The 21,093-nt window shown below is 64.6% G+C and carries 23 protein-coding genes and 1 pseudogene; 9 read left to right on the plus strand and 15 right to left on the minus strand.

Annotation, left to right across the window (positions count from 1 at the left end; genetic code table 11):
* Positions 1-18 precede the first annotated feature (18 nt).
* Positions 19-987: a hypothetical protein gene (locus ACVILL_RS39510; RefSeq protein ID WP_456733963.1), complete on the minus strand. Its 969-nt coding sequence runs from the start codon at positions 985-987 to the stop codon at positions 19-21.
* Positions 988-1,145: 158 nt separating this feature from the next.
* Positions 1,146-2,234: a recombinase RecA gene (recA, locus tag ACVILL_RS39515; protein WP_092090369.1), complete on the minus strand. Its 1,089-nt coding sequence runs from the start codon at positions 2,232-2,234 to the stop codon at positions 1,146-1,148.
* 423 nt (positions 2,235-2,657) lie between these two features.
* Between recA and ACVILL_RS39520 the strand changes: the two genes are divergently transcribed.
* Together ACVILL_RS39520 and ACVILL_RS39525 are read left to right on the plus strand one after the other, a co-directional pair.
* Positions 2,658-2,888 (plus strand): DUF6894 family protein, encoded by a 231-nt coding sequence (locus tag ACVILL_RS39520; RefSeq protein WP_456734468.1) that lies wholly within the window; start codon positions 2,658-2,660, stop codon positions 2,886-2,888.
* 256 nt (positions 2,889-3,144) lie between these two features.
* Positions 3,145-3,354: a cold-shock protein gene (locus ACVILL_RS39525; protein WP_456733964.1), complete on the plus strand. Its 210-nt coding sequence runs from the start codon at positions 3,145-3,147 to the stop codon at positions 3,352-3,354.
* A 230-nt stretch (positions 3,355-3,584) separates the two neighbouring features.
* Here ACVILL_RS39525 and istB read toward each other — a convergent pair whose 3' ends face one another.
* Together istB and istA are read right to left on the minus strand one after the other, a co-directional pair.
* Positions 3,585-4,346 (minus strand): IS21-like element helper ATPase IstB, encoded by a 762-nt coding sequence (istB, locus tag ACVILL_RS39530; protein WP_456727991.1) that lies wholly within the window; start codon positions 4,344-4,346, stop codon positions 3,585-3,587.
* A gap of 14 nt (positions 4,347-4,360) precedes the next feature.
* On the minus strand, positions 4,361-5,881 hold the full coding sequence (gene istA, locus ACVILL_RS39535) for an IS21 family transposase (protein ID WP_456727992.1): 1,521 nt from the start codon (positions 5,879-5,881) through the stop codon (positions 4,361-4,363).
* 929 nt (positions 5,882-6,810) lie between these two features.
* Here istA and ACVILL_RS39540 point away from each other — a divergent pair.
* Positions 6,811-7,017 (plus strand): hypothetical protein, encoded by a 207-nt coding sequence (locus ACVILL_RS39540; RefSeq protein ID WP_456733965.1) that lies wholly within the window; start codon positions 6,811-6,813, stop codon positions 7,015-7,017.
* A gap of 52 nt (positions 7,018-7,069) precedes the next feature.
* Here ACVILL_RS39540 and ACVILL_RS39545 read toward each other — a convergent pair whose 3' ends face one another.
* The 3 genes from ACVILL_RS39545 to ACVILL_RS39555 all read right to left on the minus strand — a co-directional run bounded on the left by ACVILL_RS39545 (position 7,070) and on the right by ACVILL_RS39555 (position 7,925).
* Positions 7,070-7,300, minus strand: coding sequence for a hypothetical protein (locus tag ACVILL_RS39545; protein ID WP_166207085.1), 231 nt, complete (start codon positions 7,298-7,300; stop codon positions 7,070-7,072).
* A 98-nt stretch (positions 7,301-7,398) separates the two neighbouring features.
* The gene (locus ACVILL_RS39550) at positions 7,399-7,704 is read right to left on the minus strand and encodes a hypothetical protein (RefSeq protein ID WP_456733966.1); all 306 of its coding nucleotides are present in this window, start codon (positions 7,702-7,704) and stop codon (positions 7,399-7,401) included.
* Positions 7,705-7,793: 89 nt separating this feature from the next.
* A complete protein-coding gene (locus tag ACVILL_RS39555; protein WP_456733967.1) occupies positions 7,794-7,925 on the minus strand; it encodes a peptidylprolyl isomerase in 132 nt (43 codons plus the stop codon).
* A 186-nt stretch (positions 7,926-8,111) separates the two neighbouring features.
* On the opposite strand from ACVILL_RS39555, the gene ACVILL_RS39560 reads away from it, so the two are divergent.
* Positions 8,112-9,587: an amidase gene (locus ACVILL_RS39560; protein ID WP_456733968.1), complete on the plus strand. Its 1,476-nt coding sequence runs from the start codon at positions 8,112-8,114 to the stop codon at positions 9,585-9,587.
* Between the two features lie 146 nt (positions 9,588-9,733).
* Positions 9,734-10,198: a PaaI family thioesterase gene (locus tag ACVILL_RS39565; RefSeq protein WP_456733969.1), complete on the plus strand. Its 465-nt coding sequence runs from the start codon at positions 9,734-9,736 to the stop codon at positions 10,196-10,198.
* 152 nt (positions 10,199-10,350) lie between these two features.
* Here ACVILL_RS39565 and ACVILL_RS39570 read toward each other — a convergent pair whose 3' ends face one another.
* The 4 genes from ACVILL_RS39570 to ACVILL_RS39585 form a co-directional block, all read right to left on the minus strand.
* Complete coding sequence (locus ACVILL_RS39570) at positions 10,351-10,644, minus strand: HdeA/HdeB family chaperone (protein WP_456733970.1); 294 nt, start codon at positions 10,642-10,644, stop codon at positions 10,351-10,353.
* A gap of 200 nt (positions 10,645-10,844) precedes the next feature.
* Positions 10,845-12,866, minus strand: coding sequence for a pyrroloquinoline quinone-dependent dehydrogenase (locus ACVILL_RS39575; RefSeq protein ID WP_456733971.1), 2,022 nt, complete (start codon positions 12,864-12,866; stop codon positions 10,845-10,847).
* 71 nt (positions 12,867-12,937) lie between these two features.
* A complete protein-coding gene (locus ACVILL_RS39580) occupies positions 12,938-14,386 on the minus strand; it encodes a caspase family protein (RefSeq protein ID WP_456733972.1) in 1,449 nt (482 codons plus the stop codon).
* 152 nt (positions 14,387-14,538) lie between these two features.
* On the minus strand, positions 14,539-14,769 hold the full coding sequence (locus ACVILL_RS39585) for a hypothetical protein (RefSeq protein WP_456733973.1): 231 nt from the start codon (positions 14,767-14,769) through the stop codon (positions 14,539-14,541).
* A 182-nt stretch (positions 14,770-14,951) separates the two neighbouring features.
* Between ACVILL_RS39585 and ACVILL_RS39590 the strand changes: the two genes are divergently transcribed.
* Positions 14,952-15,383 carry a hypothetical protein gene (locus tag ACVILL_RS39590; RefSeq protein WP_456733974.1) on the plus strand — a complete coding sequence of 144 codons (432 nt, stop codon included), beginning with the start codon at positions 14,952-14,954 and terminating at the stop codon, positions 15,381-15,383.
* A gap of 87 nt (positions 15,384-15,470) precedes the next feature.
* Here ACVILL_RS39590 and ACVILL_RS39595 read toward each other — a convergent pair whose 3' ends face one another.
* A complete protein-coding gene (locus tag ACVILL_RS39595; protein WP_456733975.1) occupies positions 15,471-16,220 on the minus strand; it encodes an SDR family NAD(P)-dependent oxidoreductase in 750 nt (249 codons plus the stop codon).
* 347 nt (positions 16,221-16,567) lie between these two features.
* On the opposite strand from ACVILL_RS39595, the gene ACVILL_RS39600 reads away from it, so the two are divergent.
* Positions 16,568-17,752 carry a GNAT family N-acetyltransferase gene (locus tag ACVILL_RS39600; RefSeq protein WP_456733976.1) on the plus strand — a complete coding sequence of 395 codons (1,185 nt, stop codon included), beginning with the start codon at positions 16,568-16,570 and terminating at the stop codon, positions 17,750-17,752.
* A 252-nt stretch (positions 17,753-18,004) separates the two neighbouring features.
* Here the strand turns inward: ACVILL_RS39600 and ACVILL_RS39605 are convergent, their stop codons facing one another.
* The 3 genes and pseudogenes from ACVILL_RS39605 to ACVILL_RS39615 form a co-directional block, all read right to left on the minus strand.
* Entirely contained in the window at positions 18,005-18,643 is a 639-nt protein-coding gene (locus ACVILL_RS39605; protein ID WP_456733977.1) for an NIPSNAP family protein, read from the minus strand.
* An 85-nt stretch (positions 18,644-18,728) separates the two neighbouring features.
* Positions 18,729-19,395, minus strand: a pseudogene (locus tag ACVILL_RS39610) (DsbA family oxidoreductase).
* A 72-nt stretch (positions 19,396-19,467) separates the two neighbouring features.
* Positions 19,468-20,292, minus strand: coding sequence for a helix-turn-helix domain-containing protein (locus tag ACVILL_RS39615; protein WP_456733978.1), 825 nt, complete (start codon positions 20,290-20,292; stop codon positions 19,468-19,470).
* A 94-nt stretch (positions 20,293-20,386) separates the two neighbouring features.
* Between ACVILL_RS39615 and ACVILL_RS39620 the strand changes: the two genes are divergently transcribed.
* Positions 20,387-20,611, plus strand: a complete 225-nt coding sequence (locus tag ACVILL_RS39620; RefSeq protein WP_456733979.1) for a hypothetical protein — start codon at positions 20,387-20,389, stop codon at positions 20,609-20,611.
* A gap of 31 nt (positions 20,612-20,642) precedes the next feature.
* Positions 20,643-21,041 (plus strand): hypothetical protein, encoded by a 399-nt coding sequence (locus ACVILL_RS39625; protein WP_456733980.1) that lies wholly within the window; start codon positions 20,643-20,645, stop codon positions 21,039-21,041.
* The last annotated feature ends 52 nt before the right edge of the window (positions 21,042-21,093 follow it).

The raw sequence follows: 21,093 nt of genomic DNA on the forward strand, positions 1-21,093 counted from the left end.
ACCCCGAAGCTCCGCAGTCTATGTCTTGCTCAGCGCCGGATTCCAGCGCCAGAGATTGTCATTGGTCAGGTGCGTGCCGCCCCACCAGCGATCGATCGGATTGTGATCGGTGAAGTCCTCCTTGTAGGCGAGCACCGCCTTGCCAAACTCCGTGACCGACAACCGGCTGCGCTGAAAGGCCGCCAGGCGATCGCGCGCATTCTCCGGAGCGATGGAGCGCAAGCCATCGTCGAGCCCGGCGATCGCCGGCTGCGGTCCGTGCGCAAGCCCTTCGAGCAGCCTGCCGATTTCCATGTCGTTGAAGACGCCACACTGGCGAAAGCCGCGAAGGTAGAACAGCGCGTTCGTCGCGACGAAACCTGTCGCGATCAGCTCCAGCAACCGCATCTCGGTCGCACCGAGTCCCGATCTGCTCCACGGGAGCTCACGGAGCAGATCAAGCAGCGCCGGCCTCAACAACGGGAACGCACTGAGATCACGGTGCAAAGCTTCGAAGCAGGCCTGCGGCGTTGTCGCCCGATAGGCCTGCCAGCACATGCTTGCCGTGTCGAGGTCCGCAGCTCGGACGTTGGCCAGCGGGACCTCGTTCCATCCGCGCCATTCCGGGAGCATTGCCAGCAGGCTGAAGCTGACGAGGCGCAGCTTCAGCTTCGCCGCAGTCTCGGGCTGAGCCTGCAACTGGCTGAGCACCCATATCAATTGCAACTGATCGTTTGGATCGGGATCGAACCAAAGTTCGATGACGTCGAATGACTCGCAATAGGCGCTGAACGCAAGGTCCTTCCAGGCCTTCCCCTTCGGGGAAATCCAATCTGACCAATGATTGCCCTGCGTCTGGCCGGCTCGCACGCCGAAATAGGCCGCCAGCTTCTGTGGTGAAGGCAACACTCCCCAAACGAAGCGAAACGAGAGCGGAAGCACCGCTTCGGCCAGACCTGCGCGCTGCAGGTCGAGGCCAGATGGACTGCTCAAGATCAGACGCTTCATTGATCCAACTCACCGAACACCGGCATCAAAACAAAACGGCCGCCGAAGACGTCGGCAACTCAACGTCCTCAGCGCCCGCTTGCAGCGAAATCATGTGACCGTTTGAGCATGATCTTTTCGGAAAACCGCTTCGCACTTTTCCGGATCATGCTTGAGCCTTACTCCTCCGTCGGCTCCTCGCCTTCGGCGTCGCGCTCGGGCGTGCCGGCGAGGATCTGCTCGGAGATCAGGCCGGAGTTCTGCCGGATCGCGGCTTCGATCTTCGCGGTGATGTCGGGATTCGACTTCAGGAATGCCTTGGAATTCTCACGGCCCTGGCCGAGCCGCTGGCTGTCATAGGAGAACCAGGCGCCCGACTTCTCGACGATGCCGGCCTTGACGCCGAGGTCGAGGATCTCGCCCATCTTGGAGACGCCCTCGCCGTACATGATGTCGAACTCGACTTGCTTGAAGGGCGGCGCCAGCTTGTTCTTCACCACCTTGACGCGAGTGGTGTTGCCGACCACCTCGTCGCGCTCCTTGATCGCGCCGATGCGGCGGATATCGAGACGGACCGAGGCATAGAACTTCAGCGCGTTGCCGCCGGTGGTAGTCTCCGGCGAACCGTACATCACACCGATCTTCATGCGGATCTGGTTGATGAAGATCACCATGGTGTGGGACTTGTTGATCGAGGCGGTGAGCTTGCGCAGCGCCTGGCTCATCAGGCGGGCCTGCAAGCCTGGCAGCGCATCGCCCATCTCGCCTTCGAGCTCGGCCTTCGGCACCAGTGCCGCAACCGAATCGACCACCAGCACGTCGACCGCGCCGGAGCGCACCAGCGTGTCGCAGATTTCCAGCGCCTGTTCGCCGGTATCCGGCTGCGAGATCAGCAGCTCGTCGATGTTGACGCCGAGCTTGCGCGCATAGACCGGATCGAGCGCGTGTTCGGCGTCGATGAAGGCGCAGATGCCGCCCTTCTTCTGGCCTTCCGCCACGGTATGCAGCGCCAGCGTGGTCTTGCCCGAGGATTCCGGCCCGTAGATCTCGACGACGCGCCCTTTCGGCAGACCGCCGACGCCGAGCGCGATATCGAGCCCCAGCGACCCCGACGACACCGTCTCGACATCCATCGAACGGTCGTTCTTGCCGAGCTTCATCACCGAGCCCTTGCCGAACTGGCGCTCGATCTGGGAGAGCGCGGCTGAGAGGGCCTTGGACTTGTCCATGGAGGATCCTTCGACGATACGCAGTGCAGTGGCGGACATTTGGGATGTGCTCCTTATGGCGGGGATTCGCTAGCGGGAAAAACGGGGCGATGAGGTCAGGCGGCGATCAGGTGGAATGCGTTGTTGATAGGAATCTCGTACCACGTTTGTTCTATGTTCGCAATATGTTCTTTCCGGCAGGTAGGTGCTGGCCTGTTTTATCCCCTAGTGGCCTAAGTTGATTTTGAGACTGGCCTGTTTTGGTTTTACTGAATGGAAACCAAGGCTTGGCTGATGTTCTCGGTAGGACTACTGAGTCGCGCGCCGGATGTTCTGCCAATAGCAATTCTTATGGTCCGCCAACTGTTCTCCATCCACAGCGATGGAGTGTTACCGGGGTTCTCCGTGGGTGAACGGAATTGCGACAAGTGCTAGGAAAACTTCCACGCCGGAACTATTCGTCCGGTGCTCCCGTTGGGCCGCATGACGCGGTATTTTTTCGACATCCGGGACAGCACCGGCCTCTATCCCGATGAGGAAGGAACAGAGTTGCTGGACGATAAGGCGGCCAGAGTTGAGGCCGCCCAAACACTCGCCGAGATCGCGCGGGACACGGCTGCTCAGACTGGTGGCTACCCTATCGCGATAGAGGTCCGCTCCGACGCTGGCCCGCTATTCCATGCTGCTTTCATCGTCCATGAGGTGAAGGAGTAAGCGACGGAACGGCTCCGACCTGAGCAACAGACCGGAGCCGTTATCGGGGTGTTTGGGCTGGGGGCCTGATCTCACCCCGCAGACACCAGGCGCGTCATTGATGTCGCAACGATGGCGGCCTTTGGCTTGACAACCAGGCAGCGCCCTGTGCCCAATAATACCGTTGTGCCTTTTTGAATGCGCCCACCGGCCTTTCCCTAAGACATCGACAGATTGATTTGCGCAGTCCGCACTCGGACGTCTTGGAGAGAGTAGAATGGCAAGTGGTACGGTGAAGTGGTTCAACGGCCAAAAAGGTTATGGCTTCATCCAGCCTAACGATGGCGGCAAGGATGTTTTCGTTCACATCAGCGCAGTCGAGCGCGCTGGGCTTGACGGTCTCGCTGAAGGGCAGAAGGTGAACTACGAGGTGCGGACTGACCGCAAGAGCGGCAAGGACAGCGCAGACGGCCTGTCACTCGCCTAAGCCCGCTACGTCATTTCAAGATAGAAGTTGAGGCCGCCTCAGTCGGCGGCCTCTTTCATCTGTCATCGAGTTCGAATCCAGCCTGCATTTCAGCCGGCATGCGCATTCCGATGAAGTCGGCCGTGGATTCCGAGCGAAGCCGGCCGCCTGTACCGATGGAAGCCGGCCGGGGATTCCGATGATCCCGGCCGCCTGCCGAGGCGGGCTCTCGCGACGACGTCGTCATCAGGTCAGTTGGCGGCCTCGTCGTCAAGCGTCTGACGCTTGGCGGCGGCTTTGCGCAGGCTCTCGCCCTTGAGGGTGAGCCTGTGGGCGTTGTGCACGAGGCGATCGAGGATGGCGTCGGCAATGGTTGGGTTGCCGATGAGTTCATGCCAATGCTCGACCGGGAGCTGGCTTGTCACCACGGTTGAGCCGCGGCCATGGCGATCCTCCATCATCTCCAGCAGGTCGCGTTGTTGCTCGGCCGTCATCGAGGCAAGCCCCCAGTCGTCAAGGATCAGGAGTTCCACGCGCGCCAGGGTCCTGAGGAGGCGAGCATGGCGGCCGTCGCCCCGCGCGAGGGCGAGCGCCTCAAACAGCCGCGGCAGCCGTTGATAGAGCACGGAGCGGTTGTCCCGGCAGGCCTTGTGGCCCAAGGCGCAAGCAATCCAGCTCTTGCCGACGCCGGTCGGGCCGATGATGAGCAGGTTTTGATGCCGGTCGATCCACTCGCCGGCGACGAGCTTTTGGAACAGCGGCTTGTCGAGTCCGCGCGGCGCCTTCATGTCGATATCCTCGACGACGGCGTTTTGCCGGAGGCTTGCGAACCGCAACCGGGCGACCAGGCGCTTGTTCTCGCGCTCGGTCGCCTCGCGGTCGACGAGCAGCGCGAGGCGCTCCTCGAAGGCCAGCGCGGCGATGTCAGGCTGTCGTTGCTGTTCGTCGAGGGCCTTCGCCATGCCATTGAGCCCGAGCGCGACGAGGCGCTCGTGAGTGGGATGTGTCAACATCGTCTCTCCTTTCTTCAGTGGTAGTAATCGGTGCCGCGGATGTTGCCGTGTCGGATTGGTGGCCCGTCCGGCGGCTGTTCATTCGCGTAGGCGCGATCGAGCCCGTGCTGCAGGATCGACTTGATCGAGCCGTAGGTGGTCGCGCCGATGTCGTTGCCGCGCTGGCAGGCGGCCTCGATGCGGGCCGAGCCGTAGCTGCGTGCGAGCCGCAGAATGCCGAGACAAGCCCGGAAGCCCTGCTCGGGGTGTGGCTTGGCTCTCATGATCGCCTCGACGAGAGCGATCGTGGCGGGGCCGATCTTGGCGGCTTCTCGTTTGATCCGCGCCGGCGTCCATTCGGCATAGCGCCGGTGCGCGCTCGGCATGTGCTCCGGGATCGTGGTGTGGCGATGGGGCACGTCAGAGCGGGCGTGGCTGGCCACCCGGATGCCCTTGTGCAGGATCTCGATCGTCCTGTCGGTTATGCGCGCCTCGAGCTCTTCGCGGATCAGACGTGAGGGCACCGAGTAGTAGTGACCGGCGAGCTCGACGTGATAGTCGGGCGCGACCCGGCACTTCTTCCACTCGGCATACTGATACGGCATCGGCGGTAGGGCTTTGAGCGCCGGCTTGTCGATCTGCGCGAACAGCTCATTGCGGCTCACGCCGAGCTTGCGCATGATCTTGGCGTTGAGGTCGGCGATCGCCTCGCGGATTGCCGCGTTGAGTTCGTCAAGCGAGAAGAAGCGCTGGTTCCGCAGCCTCGCCAGCACAAACCGCTGGACGATTTGCACCGCCACTTCCACCTTCGCCTTGTCGCGCGGCTTGCGCGGACGCGTGGGCAGGATCGCGGTGCCGTAATGCTGGGCCAGCTCCTGGTAGGTGCGGTTGATGCCCGGCTCATAGCGACAGGTGGCGGTGACGCCGGATTTCAGATTGTCGCAGACGATCGCCTTCGGCACGCCGCCGATCGCCCGCAAAGCATTGACGTGCACCGCAATCCAGTCAGCCAACCCCTCCGACCAGCGCGCCTCGGCAAAGGTGTAGTTGGATGCTCCCAGCACGGCGACAAAGACATGGGCCAGCCGCTGCGCGCCGGTAGCGGCGTCGAACACCGGCACCGTGTCGCCCGCGAAGTCGACGAACAGCTTCTCTCCAGGCCCATGCGCCTGCCGCATGGTCGGCGAGATCGTCTCGCTCCATTTCCGGTAGAGATCGCAGAACCGGCTGTAGCCATAGCCGTCCGCGTGCTCCGCGCGATATTCCTCCCACAGCAAGAGCAGCGTCACGCTGCGCCGCTTCAGCTCCCGGTGCACCGCCGTCCAGTCGGGCAACGGCCGCGCCGGCTTCTCCTCGAATGTCGGCGGCGTGAACAGCCGGCGCTCGAGCTCGCCGTCGTCCATCCCTTCCGGCACCGGCCAGGTGATGCCGATCACGGCAGCCCGCCGCAGATACTCGCCAACCGTCGATCGGCTGATGCCGACGGTGACGGCGATCTGCCGCTCGCTCACGCCAAGGGCGTGCCGCAGTCTCAAAACTTCTCGAACCTTCCGCATCGGCGCTCTCTCGGCGGGCATCAGACCTCCCCTTGCTCGGCCGCAAAGGGGGGCTGGTCCGCGATTCGATCGCCGTCTTCGAGAGCGTCAGGCCGGTCTCAACAGGGTGGCCGGCTTCGATCGGAATCGGTGGCCGACTTCCGTCGGAATCGGTGGCCGGGTTGCGTCGGAATCAGTGGCCGGCTTGCTTCGGATTACGCAAGCCGGCATATCCTTCGGCTCGGCCAGAGAGACAATGAGGACCACCCACAGCTTTTAGGGCCTTCCAACTCTTCCCTGACAGCTCGGACGGGATTTCCAGCGCAACCGTTCCTTCTGGCAAAGGGACAGTGGCCTATTTCGGCCAGTACCGGCAGGTATAAACTCGTTCACGATAGAGGCTGTGTAAATCGCGACGTCGGAAGCCGAATTCCGCCCCTCGCGCAGCCGAATTAAGCCAGCCAGCCGTAACCGTGCCTCTGAGTCGCCCGTCTCATCGGACTCGACCTTCAAGACCGGGCATTCGACGAGCGCCATCGATGGTCCGTAGTTCTCCGGGCCAGAACAAAGTTCCGGCAGTATGTGACGCCACCGTGATCAAAAGCCTATCGAATAATCAATATGTTAACTACGGGTCCGGTGGCGCGGAAATGGCCGCTGGCACAATCTGCATACTACCTTCGTACCCCTCCTGACGCCTAAAAAAACTACGTAGCGTTCGAGGGAAGACTCAGGGGTCCGCCAGTGGTCCTAACATTGGCCTGCTCAACCAGCGCAAATTGCGCGTCGCGCGACAGGCGATCCCGCTGGCGGACGGATCCCCTTCCGGATCCGCAACGACGCCCGAACGGGCGCAGCTTTTTCACTCTATCGTTTGACGGGTGTCAATTATCGTTACAACCATTAGTTTAAATATCGACGACCGCCATTCATTCGCGGAACCGTTCCAGATGATTCACAAGGGCGTCGAATTCAGTGTCACGCAACTCGTGGCCGGCGTCTGGAAATGGCGCTTCCAGATCGGCGATCGGGTGTTCACGGGCAAGACCGAAGCGAAGCTCGACCTCTTGGCGATCCGCCGCGTTCAGCTGCGGATCGATCGCGAACTGAACAATCTCGGCCGGAGACAGGCCCGCGGGCGAAGCGACGGGGAGTGAGGCGCAGTCCTCAGCCGGGCTGGCAGGCCGGCCGCGCTAGAGCATTCGCTCTCTAGTCCGCACTGGCCAGCCGCCGCATCGTGAACTCGATGTCGCCGCCGGGCAGCTCGCGCCAGCTCTCGACGGCGCTCATATAAGCGGCCTTCGGATAGCGCTTGAGAAAGTCACGCGCGCGCAGGCGGGCCTGATCGCGCGGCAGGCTGAAGGTCTCGCGCAGATAGCCGTCATCCGGCTTGCGCCGCTCGGCCATCCGGCTGGCGAGATCGCGCGGACGAAACACCATTGCCGCAACTCCGAACCAACTGACGACGCCCCCAATATAGGGGCGGTGCCACGAGAATCCGAGTCTGCAGGAGACGGACGAAGCCTGGCGAACGGCGCTTACTGGCTGCGCTGCGCAGGGCTTCCGGGCTGCGCGGAGCTGCCGGTCTTGGTCTTCGGCTTGGCGGGATGGGCTGCCGCCTTCGGCGGGTCGCTGCGCACGACGCCCCAGGGATCGGACGATCCCTTGGCATCGGGAATCTTGCTGAGCGAATCCTTGTAGGCCCTGTCGTTGACCGCGTCCTGATCTTTCTCCTCCTGAGTCTTGGACTTGACTTCAGGCATCAGGTTGATGTTGGGCATCTGCTGCGCATAGGCCGGCGCCGACAGCAGCACCGCAACCGCGACTGCGCACAAAACTCTCATGAGAACGCTCCTTGCATTTTCGTGCGCGGTATATCACCGCAAGAAGGCCGCCGCCAAGCATGCCTGTGACGAGGGTGCCTGTCCCTGCCCTAGAGGTGGTCTGACTTGCAGGATTTCGGCGACTGCATCCAGTCGTCCCAGATCGGACCGCAGCGCGTGCAACCGCTGAGCACCAGCCCCATCACAATCACGCCGCCGAGCAACACCAACCTGCGGAACATGTACGCCCCACCACCGACGAAGGGGCTATCGGGCGCCAAAACTGGGGCATTTTCAAGCCGGGCACGGCCCTTGCAGTGCAGCGTGAGCGCAGCGCGAGCGCGTCGGAGCGCGGCGCGAGCGCGATGGTTTGACCGCGCGGCCGCGCAAATTACAGTGCGCAACAAACGAGAAAAGGAATCGACGAAATGACTTTGGCGATGAGCTGGGACGAATGGACGCGGCAGGACGGGACGGCGCTCGCCGCGCGTGTCCGCAAGGGCGAGCTCACGCCGCGTGAGCTGGCGGCGCAGGCTGCCGCCGCGGTTGCCAAGGTCGATCCCGCGCTCTCGGGCGTGGTCGAGCTGTTCGACGACGTGATCGCCGATCCCGCGCGCGACGGCGCCGATCTCAACGGGCCGTTCGCCGGTCTGCCCTTCCTGATGAAGGATCTCGGCCCGACCTTGAAGGGACGGCTGCAGGAGATGGGCTCGTTGATGATGCGCGGCAATCGCGCCACGGCCGACACCTTCCTGACGGCGAAAATGCGCAAGGCCGGTCTCAATTTGATCGGCCGCACCACGACGCCGGAGTTCGGCGTCTGCAGCTCGGCGGAAAATCCCGCGGTCTATGTCACGCGCAATCCCTGGAACACCGACTACACCACCTGCGGCTCGTCGGCCGGCAGTGCTGCGATGGTTGCCGCCGGCGCCGTCCCGATCGCGCATGCGACCGACGGCGGCGGCTCGATCCGGATTCCCGCCGGTGTCAACGGCAATATCGGACTGAAAGTGTCGCGCGGCGTGTTCTCGCTCGCGCCGCATCTGTCCGATCTCACTGGCCTCGTCTCGATCCAGGGCTGCCAGTCGCGCTCGGTGCGCGACACCGCGGCCTTCGTCGACGCCTGCCGCGGACCTGCGCCCGGCGAGTTCATGCCGTTCTGGACGTCGGCAGAACCATATACCGCGATGATCGCGCGCGACCCCGGCCGGCTCAGGATCGCGCTGTCGCACCAATGGGGCGACTATCGCGCGACGCCGCATATCGCCGCCGAGCTCGAGCGGGTGGGGCGCTTCCTCGAAGGCCTCGGCCATCAGGTCGATTACGCGCTGCCGTCGATCGACTACCAGGATGCCTTCGCGGCGCAGACCACCTGCTACATCAGCAATTTCGCCGTCGTGATCGGCAACATGCTCGCCGCGCGCGGACTGGAGCGGCCGCCGGCAGATTTGATCGAGCCGATCAACATCCGCATCTGGGAGCACGGCCGCGACTTCAGCTTCGCCGATCGCGCCCGCATGCAGGCCGTCTTCAACACCACGGCGCGCGGCTTCGGCGCCTTCTTCGAGGACTGGGACATCATCCTGACGCCGGTCACGGCACTGCCGACGCCGAAGGTCGGCACCACGGAATATCTCACCATCTCGGACAATCCGTCGGTGCTGGACTGGTTCGGCAATCTCTGGCGCAACTTCGCCTTCACGCCGCTCGCCAATCTCTGCGGCATCCCCGCGGTCTCGCTGCCGCTCGCGACCAACGAGCACGGCCTGCCGCTCGGCATCCAGGCGATCGGAAAGCAGGCCAATGACGGACTATTGCTGCAACTCGCCGCCCAGATCGAGCGGGCAATCGACGGCAAGTGGAACGACGGCAAGACGCCGCGCGTGCATGTCAGAAGCAACTAGATCGCAATGCGTTTCCACGGAACCGCATCACGATCTCATCTCTTTGTTTGAGCATGATCTTTTCGGAAAACCGGTTTCCACTTTTCCGGATCATGCTCTAGGCAATAGTTGGCAAACAAGAACATCAGCGAAGGAAACGGGACGTCATGCAGCAGCAAGCCGGTGAATTCGGGATCGAAGACGCAAAGCGCGTGCTCGGCGACGTCTTTGCGCCATGGGTGCAGGACCTCAATTTGTCGGTCGAGCGGTTCGACATCGCAGCCCCCGCCGGCGGCGATGCCGACTGGCAGCCCGGCGCGATCCTGCGCATGCCGTTTTCCGAGCGGCTGTGCCGCAATGGCGGCATCGTCTGCGGCCAGGCGCTGATGGCGTTCGCCGACACCGCGATGGTGCTGGCCAATCTCGCCGCCAACAAGGGGTACCGGCCGATGACGACGGTCGACCAGACCACGCATTTCATGCGCGCGGTGACCGCCTCCGACGTGCTGGCCGACGCCCGCGTGGTCCGGCTCGGCCGCACCATGAGCTTCGGCCGCGTCACGCTGCTCTCCGCCACCGACAACAAGCCGGTGGCGATGGTCTCGAGCGCCTTCGCGATGCTGCCGGGATAGGCCTCTCTCATCATAGACGGTGTATCTCCTCATCCTGAGGAGCTTGCGCAGCAAGCGTCTCCAAGGACGAGGCCACCAGGCCGGCCTCATGGTTCGAGACGCGCGTTCCGCGCTCCTCACCATGAGGGTTCAGGCTAATCAAGCTGCAAGATTTACTTGCCGAGCACGGCCTCCGCCGCATTAACGATGCTGATCGTCGGATTCTTTCCGCAATAGGTGCCGAACTTCTTGGCGTTCTCGGCGAACACGTCGGTGTCGATGATCGCCTCGTCGGAATCGCCCTTGTACCAGCCGTCCATCCAGATCAGCACCATCTTGATGGTGTCGTCGCCGCCTTCGACGAACTGCTTGCAGGTCATGGTCGAGAGATCGAGGACGGTGGCGTTGGCCGGCGCGGACGACAGCGCGAGCGCGGCGGCAAGCATGATCGAGGCAATGATCTTCATCGCAATCTCCATGGATAATGACCTGAAATGAACAGCTCGCTGGAAGTCCAGCGCATCCGTTCGCGACCTCCTAGGCGAAGCGTCGCGGCGAACGCAAGCATGATATCGCGTGCGAGCATCTGCACGTCGTTTCGATGCACGGATTGAGAAGCCATGTCGCTGATTTGTCATGCAGCGCGCAACGAGCGCCGGCGACTGCGTCACTCGGCTTTCGCGCGCCGCCGGCGCCACAGCAACGCGGCGAGCGGAGACAGGGCAATCAGCAAGAGGGCCGCCTCGATCATCTTGAGCACAAACCGTCCGCCAGGACGATCGATCAAACGCGTCCACATCGAAACGCTTTCGCCCTGGCGCGGTAGGCGAAACGCAACGACGCTGTCGCCGATCGTCGTGCCGCCCTCGGAATGACCGCCGGCGCCGATCGCGACATACTGCTCGCCCTGCCAGAGATAGGTCATCGGATTGGCGACGCCCGGCACCGGAAGCCGGCCGAGCCACAATTGCTTTCCCGACTTGACGTCGAACGCGCGCAGATAGGCATCCATCGCGCCGGTGAACAGCAGCCCGCCCGCGGTGATCGCGACGCCGCTGAGCAGCGGCGTGCCGGTATTGAGCGCGATGCCGAACGGCGCGAGATCCTCGCTGGTGCCGACCGTCGAATGCCAGAGGATCTTGCCGGCCTTGAGATCGACGGCCACCGTCTCGCCCCATGGCGGCTTGTTGCAGGGTGACCCGACCGCCGATTTCACCAGCCCCCGCGACATCGCAAACGGCGCGCCGTCCTGCGGACCGAAATCATGGCCGGGCGGCGGATTGAAGCCCTTGGCCTGGTCGCGCGGAATCAAGGTGATCATGTGCGCGGCATGGCTGACATTCGCGAACAGGATCTGGTTGACCGGATCGAACGCTGCGCTGCCCCAGTTCACGCCGCCGCCGGTCATCGGATAGACGATGGTGCCTTGCGTCGACGGCGGCGTGTAGAGGCCGTCATTGCGGGATTGCGCGAACAGCTTCTCGCAAGCCGGGTCCCTGACGCCGGGCAGCATGCTGGCGACATCGTCGGCGGTGAACCGCTGCGTCAGCAGCGGCGGCACATGGGTCGGGAACGGCTGCGTCGGCGACAGCATCTCGCCCTCGGCGCCATTCTGCGGCACCGCGCGCTCCTCGACCGGCCACACCGGTTTGCCGGTGTCGCGATCGAGCACGAACACAAATCCCTGTTTGGTCGGCTGGATCACGACGTCGCGCATGCCGTTGCCGGTGTCGATCCGCGCCAGCGTCGGCTGCGCCGGCAAATCGTAATCCCAGACATCGTGATGCACGGTCTGGAACGCCCACGCCAGTTCGCCGGTCTCGATGCGGAGCGCGACGACGGAATTGGCGTGCTCGTTATTGCCCGGGCGCTTGCCGCCCCAGAAGTCGGGGCTGGGCGACGTCGTCGGCAGGAACACCAGCCCCCGCTCCTCGTCGACCGACATCGGCGCCCAGACATTGCTGTGGCCGGCCTCGATGCCGCTGTGCACGAGCGGATCGAAGCTCCAGCGCGGCTGGCCGGTCCGTGCATCGAAGGCGCGCACCGCACCGACCGGTGCATCGACGCGCCGGTTGTCGGCGATCGAGGACCCGACCACGACCACGCCGTGGCCCGTCACCGGCGCCGATGTGAGCTGAAACTCGCCCGGCCATGCGAGCTTCATCCCGGGGTCGATCTTGATCTCGCCAGCGTTACCGAAATCGGCACAGGGTTTGCCGGTCCTGGCATCGAGCGCGATCAGGCGCGCGTCGTTGGTGCCGGTGAAGATGCGCGACTTGCAGGCCGCACCATCAGCCGCTCGATCGTCCGTCCAGTGCGCGACGCCGCGGCAGACAAAGCGGTTCGCCGGCCGCTGCGCCATGCTGATCTTCGGATCGAACCGCCATTTCTGCGCACCGGTGCCGGGATCGAGCGCGATCACTTCGTTGAACGGCGTGCAGAAGATCAGGCTGTCCTCGACGAACAGCGGTGTCGCCTCGAACTTGGTGCGCTTCATGACCTCGGGCGGACGGGCGTCGAGATCGCCGGCGCGAAACTCCCAGCCGCGCACCAGCGTGCCGACATTGTCCGGCGTGATCTGCGTCAGCGGCGAGAAGCGCTGTCCGCCGCGGTCCCCGCCCCAATACTCCCAGGCGAGCGCCGGCTGTACACACAGCAGCGCGGCGAGCAGGCGAAACAGGGTCCGCATTGCGTCCTCCCGCAAGATGCGATCATTGATCGCCGCATCTCATGCGGGAATGCCTTTACGCGATCGGCGCGTCAGTATCCACCCCTGTGATAGCCGCCGCCATCGTTGCCACGATAACCGCCGCGATAACCACCGCCGCCGCCGATGCCAATGCCGATTCCAACGCCGACAGGCGGACCGACCGGCTCATAGACCACGGCCGGAGGCGGACGGCGCACCACGACGACGTCGTCCTCGACCACGACACGCGGCGGACGCTTGCCGGCGCGCCGCGGCGGATCGGGATCGACGCGCTTCTTCGCGGGTGCCACGGCCTTCTGCGGCTGCGGCGGCGCGGCGTTGCAAGGACAGGTCGGCGCCGCCAGCGCGACATTGGTCGCGGGCACGCTGAGCGCGGCGGCCGGCGTCAGATCGGGACGGTAGCGCAGCCGATCGATCAACTTGCGCGCGGTGGCTGTAAGGTCGGTGTCAGGATATTGCGCGAGGAAGCCGCGATAGGCGGCCGCCGTGTTGACGAGAACCGCGTTGTTCCATGCCACCATGCGGCGGTGCCGGTCGAGCCAGTCGCGTGCCTGCAGGCCGCGCGGCGTGCCGGCGAAAACCGTGGCGAAAGCTTCGTAGGCTTCGTCGGTGCCGTCGACCACCATCAGCTCGCTTGCGGCCTCGATCGGCTTGCCCTGCAGTTCGCGTTTCCAATCATCGACGGTGCGCTTGGCCGCGGCCGGCTGCGACGTGGCCGCGGGCGACGCCGACGGAGCTGCCATGAAGCGGAAATCGTCGGTGAGCGACGACGAGTCCCACGGTGTCTGGCGGCCGTCGGTCGCCTTGTTCACCGCAAGCCGAACGCGCTTGAACGTGTCCTCGATCGGGATGCCCGGCTCCTTTGCGGACGCCAGCAACGCGGTCGTATAGGGACTGTTGGCGCCGCTGCCGTCCTCGGCTTCCGCGCCCGGTGAGGTCGAGAACGACACGAAGGTGCCGGGCGCGCCGACCCGAGCATCGACGATGGCAAGGCCGTGCCCCGCGGTCTTGCTGAGCTCCGGGAACGGATTGTTGCGGCAGGCATCGAGCAGCACGATGCGCATCCGGCTCGGCACCGAGGTCAGCGTGTTGAGGATGTCGTTGAGGCGAACCGCCTGGATCGGGATGTCGGCCTCACGCTTCGGATCGACGTCGACCGGCACCAGATAATTCTCGCCGTCGATCTGCAGGCCGTGCCCGGCATAGAACACCAGCGCCACGGTGTCGGCGCCCTTCGCCGCTACCTGGCCGGCGAAGTCGCTGATCCTTGCCCGCATCTCGTCCTGCGACAGATCCGAAGCCGTCGTCACCGCAAATCCGGCATCCGTCAGCATCTGCGACATGGCCCTGGCGTCGTTGGCGGGATTGGGCAGCGCGGGCACCGATTTGTAGGCGGACTGCCCGATCACCAGCGCCAGCCGGTTTTCCGCCAACGCCGGGACGACGCCGAACAGGATCACAGCCGGAACGATCAGGCCGAGGAGCGAACGGCGAAGCATGACAGCCTCCGACGATGACATCGGAGATGGGTCGAGGCCGTCAGGCGAAGGTTCACGGCGTGCGGCAATATGCAGCCGCCGACGCTGGTCGTGCCGTCGAACGGTCGCAGGGGAAGGTGAGCCCGACTATTTCGGCTGACTATCTCGGTCGACTATTTAGGTTTCTTGGCCGGATCGGCAGCCGGCTTGGTGACACCCCAGGGATCGTATTTCTCCTTGGGCTCGGGGATGCGGTCGAGCGCGGCCTTGTAGGCCTTCTCGTCGATCTTGGGCTTCTGCTCCGTCTTCCTGTCGTCGCCCCCGCCGCCCCCTCGCCGGCCCTGGGCCAGGGCCGGTGCCGCGATCAGCGCCAGAACGACGGCAGCAACCGTGAAGCTCTTCATGTCAGTCCTTCTCCCCCCGCAGCCGTAGAAACATCCGGTAATACCTCTACCCCAACGATAACTTGTCGCTCGACATTTGTTGATCGACAAGTCACAGCATGACGCGAATTCAGCGCCACCAGGGGGGCGCAATCTTGGCGACGGCACATTAAATTCGTTGAATGGGACAGGGACAGGTACACATGGCGGCGCTGCTGGCCGGCGCCGCCTTAATGTTGAGCGGCTGCGGGCTGGCGGACAGCCACGCGGTCTGGCCGGAGGCGTTGAAGGTCAAGGCCACCGAGCCGGCGCCGCTCGAGATGCCTCCGGACGTCAAGCGGCTGGTCGCAGGCAAGCTGGATTCGGTGTTCACCGCCGGCTCGCAGCCAACCCATGTGCGGGTCTCGGCCCCGATGCACGATCCGCGCGGCACCGGCTGGACGGCCTGCGTGCGCGCCGAACTGACCTCGGTGATCGGCAAGCCGCTGGGGACGCAGACCTATCGCGTCTTCATCAATGAAGGCGCGATCTTCGATCGCCGGCAGGTGGATGCCGACGACAATTGCGTGACCGAGAAGTACGAGCCGGTCGAGAGCACCGTTGCGGTGGAAACGCAACGGAGCACCAAACCTTAGTCTGAGACGTCGGCATGCGCCGGCCAAGCCTGATGGCGCATGTCATGCTGGCCCATGTTGGAGGAAACGCTCTGTACGTTACGCAGGTCAGACGTTGCTGACGCCGCCGTCGACGACCATGTCGGAACCTGTCATGAACGAGCTCTCGTCTGACGCGAGGAAGACAGCGGCCGCCGCCAACTCCTCCGGACGCCCGATCCGCAGCATCGGCGTATAGTTGGAATACATCTTGCGGATCGCCGCGGCTTGCTCGGGCGTCGACGCCTGGGAGTCCATGATCGGCGTGTCGACGGGCCCTGGGCTGAGCAGGTTTGCGCGGATGCCGCTGTCCTTGAACTCGGCCGCCCAGGTCCGCACGTACGAGCGCACCGCCGCCTTGGTGGCCGCGTACGTCGAATGGTTCGCAAGGCCCATATAGTGCATGGCCGAGGACACCAGGATGATCGATCCTCCGCTAGCCATCATCGGCAGCATTTTCTGCACCAGGAACAGCGGCCCCTTGGCCATCAGATTGAACGTGCGGTCGTAGTGCTCTTCCGTGATCTCAGGCAGCGGCACCTGCTCGGTGAAGCCGGCGTTGGACACGACCACGTCCACCCTGCCCTTCGCCTTGCGAACCGTCCCGGCGACGCGATCGAGATCTTCGAGCCTGGACGCATCCGCCCGGATCGTGGTGACGCCGCCGCCGATGAGCTTTGCCGCCTTGTCGAGCGCGTCCTGGCGACGGCCGAAGATGAACACATCCGCGCCTTCCTTCGCGAAGCGCTGCGCGATGGCGAGCCCAATGCCGCTGTTGCCGCCGCTGATCACCGCGACCTTGTCTTCCAATCTCGACATGTCAGTTCCTTTGAGTTGCGCACCCGGACCGTCCCGAGACCTTGCAGCTAGGCGCGCCCGCATCGGCCGCTCAGTGCGGACGTGCGCACACCGGTGGTGCGAAAATGATCCGGACGACAGGCGTTCCGGGCGATGCGTTTTCTTGCGGGATCATCCTATTCGCGCGATTTTGACCGGTCGGTTGCCGCGATGGTGCGATCGCCCTCCGCCACATGCTGAACGCCGCGTTAACACTACCGTTCAAATTGCCCGATGACCTCAACGGCATTTTCCATCTCTTTGCTTTAGCGTTGCCCCTGACGAACGCAGGCTGATCAGCCGTGCGTACGCACCGGGGAAACAGGGACGTGGCCGATATTGCTGACCAGGCAATGATCCGCCGTGCATCGCACAAGGATGCCACGGACGATCGTGCGTTGCCGCCGCTGTCATCGGCGCCGGTCGGCGCGTGGCGCGCGCTTGCCGAGCGCGCGATCGAGCCCAATGGCTACTATCAGCCCGACTGGGAATTGGCGGTCGATGCCTCCGCGCGCGGCCGCACCGGCGCGGCGCTGCTCAGCGCCGCCGGCGACGCCGGGCAATTGATCGGGCTGTTGCCGGTCGTGCCTTTGCGGCGGATCTACCGGATGCCCCTGCCCGCGCTGGTCGGCGCCGAACCCTATGGCACGCTGTGCACGCCGCTGCTCGATCGCGACGCCGCCGAGCCGGCGGTCGGCAAGATGCTGCAGCAGGCCCGCGATGCGGGCGCGCATGCGTTGATCCTGCGCACCATGTCGCTCGAGGGTCCGGCGATGGCGGCGATCCGCGCGGTGCTCGCAAAGGATGGTTTGCAGCCGCGCGTGCTCAGCGCCTATCAGCGCGCGCAGCTCGATGCGACGCGCGATGCCGACGAATTGCTGCGCGACGCGCTGGGGCCCAAGAAGCTGAAGGAACTGCGCCGCCAGCGCCATCGCCTGGCCGACCACGGCGCGGTGCGCTTCGATGTCGCCCGCACGCCGCGCGCCGTTGCCGCGGCGCTCGAGACCTTCCTGGCCCTCGAAGCCGGTGGCTGGAAGAGCCAGCGCGGCACGGCGCTCGGCCAGCATGCCGGCGACGCGACCTTCATCCGCCGCGCGACGGCGGCGATGGCCGGAGCCGGCCGCTGCGAGATCATCACGCTGCATGCCGGCGGCACGCCGGTCGCCGGCGGCATCGTGGTGCGGCACCAGGACCGCGCGTTCTTCTTCAAGATCGGCATCGACGAGCGCTTCGCGAAGCATTCGCCCGGCGCGCAATTGACGCTGGAGCTGACACGCCATCTCTGCGCCGATCCCGCGATCGGTTCGGCCGATTCCACCGCGGCGCCCGGCCACCCCATGATCGACCCGATCTGGCGCGGCCGGTTCGCGATCGGCGACGTGCTGCTGCCGCTGCGGCGCCGCGATCCGCTGGTCGGCGCCATCCATGCCGCGCTCACCCTGAACAGGTTCGGCTACGACGCGGCCCGCAGCGCCGTCCGCTTCATCCGCAGCCGGCGCGGCAAGCCCGGATAGCACGTCCCCTCTTACACAAGCCCGCGTGGATCGCTAGGGATGCCGCCCTGGCTTTCGTAATGCGCTCGCGGCGGACGGTTTACCCTTTCGTAGGCATGCAGACACATCAGGAAACAATCAGTTCCAACCGTCAGGTTGGTGTCAGCTGGCCCTTCTAGCGTTGCGGCGCGCTGGTTCTCAGACGGCGCGCGCCCTTGCCTGGAAAGCCTCATCCGATGGAAACGTCGGGTGAGACTTTCTGCGCCACCGTCCTTACTGCAACGGCGAATGCGGGGCCGGCAGCATGATGGTCGAGTGCATCTCCTCGAGCAGCTGCGTGCCCTTGCCCAGGAATTCCTGCCAGGCCGGATCCTTCAGTGCGGCGCCGCGCGCAGCAGCGCGGGCATTGAGATCCGGATATGCCCAGATATGGCAGACCTCGTTGGGCTGCCCGGCATCGGTGGTCCAGAGGCCGACGATCTTGGAATATTTCTCGCGTTCCGGCATCACGCCGGTGATCAGGTCGAGCCATTGCTTGGCGCCGCCGAGCGGCTTGGCGCGATAGTTGCGGAATTCGTAGATGTTGCCTTTGGTCGCCGGCGCCACCGGCGGAATGATCGCATTGAGCAGCCGTACCTCCTGCCGCACCAGCAGCGGACGGATCGTCGGAATGTACTCGCCGGTCCAGCGCGGATTCTTCGCAAGCTCCGCGCGCAGCCGGGCCCGCTCGTTGAGATCGGCGTAGCTCCACATGTGCATGACCTGATTGAGCGGTCCGATCTCGGTGATCCAGTAGCCTTCCAGCTTGCCGAAATTGTCGGCGCGGACATCGCGCGAGATCGTGCTCGCCGCCTTCACCATCTCGCCGACGGCGCCCGGACGGACTGTGTAGGTACGCAGTTCATAGATCATGGTTGTCTCCCCTGATTGTTGGATTGATCGTGCGGGCAAATGAAAAAGCCCGGCGTGAGCCGGGCTTTCGATAGGGACCTGCGGACTACTCCGCCGCCTCTGCGTTGATCTCTGCCGAGACCTGGCGGATGGCACGGGCGAGTTGCTCGGCCGGCTGGGCGCCGGATACCGCGTATTTTCTGTGCGAACACGAAAGTCGGCACGCCGGAGATGCCCTTCTCGGCGGCCTCCTGGGCCTGCGCGGAAACCAGGGCGACATCCTCGTCGGTGGCCAGGCGTTTGCGCACGTCGTCGGCGTCGAGCCCGACATCGGCAGCCGCCTGCACCAGCACGTTGCTGTCGGTGAGATCGCCGCCGTCGCGGAAATACAGCTCCATCAGCCGCTGCTTCATTTCGGCCGCCTTGCCCTTGGCCTCGGCCCAATGGATCAGGCGATGGCAGTCGATCGTGTTGGGCTGGCGCTTCACGAGCTCGGGGTGATAGGTCAGCCCCTCCTCATTGGCGGCCGCGACCACGCGGCCGGCAATGCCCTTGTAGGCATCGACCGAGCCGAACTTGGCCGTGAGATATTCGTCGCGGCTGATGCCCTCGCGCGGCACCCAATTGTTGAGGAAGAACGGCCGCCAGTGCACCTCGACCGGCACGTCAGACACCAGCTTGAGCGCATCCTCGATGCGATGCTTGCCGATGTAGCACCAGGGGCAAACGACGTCGGAGACGATGTCGAGGCGAAGCGGCTTCAGATCGCTCATTGGGGTTTCCTCGGCGGTTCCCTGCGAAAATGGAACCCCAAAGGTAGGCCGAAAGCGCTCCGAGACAAGCCGCTATTTCATACTGGCTGCCATCTGCCGCATCCGCTCGGCGGTCAGCCCATCGGCGGGGAAGAACGTCTCCAGCGCCAGTTCCTGCAACGTGATGTCGACCGGCGTGCCGAACACCATGGTGGTCGAGATGAAACTCAGGATCTCGCCATTGAGGCGGAGCTTGAACGGAAGCGCAACATTGTTGTCTGCGGTGATCGGCGCGGAGCGCGCCGGGATCGGATAGGACTTCAGGTCCTGGTACAGTTTCAGCAGCTCCGGATCGGCGGTCGCCTCGCATTGGCGGTGCAGCCGTTCCAGCAGATGCGCGGCCCATTCCGCCAGATTGACGGTGCGCGGCGCCAGCCCCTCGGGGTGGAAGGCCAGCCGCAGGATGTTGAAGGGCTGGCCGAGCAGCCGCTGCGGCACGCCGTCGAGCAAGGGCGCCACCATGCGGTTGGCGGACACCAGATTGTAGTGCCGGTCATAGGCCAGCGCCGGATTGGGCTCGTGCGCCTTCAGCACCAGATTGATCGCCTCGCGCGCCGATTGCAGCGCGGGATCGTCGAGCGAGCGTTGCGGGAATGCGGGCGCAAACCCCGCGGCGACCAGCAGCACGTTGCGTTCGCGTAGGGGCACGTCGAGGCGCTCCGCCAGTTTGAGGACCATGTCGCGTGACGGCGCCGAGCGGCCGGTCTCGACGAAGCTCAGATGCCGTGCCGAGATCTCGGCATCGACGGCAAGGTCGAGCTGGCTCAGATGGCGGCGCTGCCGCCACTCGCGCAGGTGCTCGCCGATCAGGACGGGTTTTGCGGGCTCGGCCCGCGCCATGGATGCATGTGCGTTCATGGTGCAAAACCTACCATGCGGAAATCGCCCGTTCCATTACGCCTGAGGTAATCGAATTGGCGCGCAGGGCGGCTCATCTTCCACGGCACAGGAGATGACCATGCTGATGCTGTCCCTTGTCCGCGCCTTCGCCGTCCTGCTCCCGTGGCTGGTCCATCTGGCCACCTGGCTGGTCGCGCGCTCGCTCAACATGCCCCAGCCGCTCGTGTACGCGACCGGCGTGTTCGTGTTCGCGCAGGTCTATGCGGTCGAGATGAGGGTCGGCAAGGCGCTGTGCCCGCTCCGCCTGTGGCGTCAGCTGCAGGCCCTGTTCCGTTGACCACCCCATCCCACCCAGAGGAGACCGTGCCATGATCCATTCGTCCCAGCTGCTGCGCCGCACGTTGCTTGCCGACGCCGTCTTCAGCGGCGTATCCGCCATCGCCATGGTGCTCGATGCCGGCGCGCTGGCTTCGTTCTTCAATCTGCCCGAAACGTTGCTGCGCGAGACCGGGCTGTTCCTGATCGCCTACACCGCGCTGGTCGGCTGGCTCGGCTCGCGCACGTCAGTGCCGAAGGCGGTGGTGATGCTGGTGGTCGTCGGCAACGCGGCATGGACGCTCGCCAGCATCGCGCTGCTGCTCTCGGGCGCGGTGTCGCCGAACCTGCTCGGGACCATGATGATCCTCGCCCAGGCGATCGCGACCGGCGTGTTCGCCGAGCTGCAATATGTCGGCCTGCGCCGCAGCGAGGATGTGGTGACGGCGTAACAGCAACCGTCATTGCGAGCGAAGCGAAGCAATCCAGGTCTCCACTCGGGGA

The organism is Bradyrhizobium sp. USDA 3364, assembly GCF_054056355.1.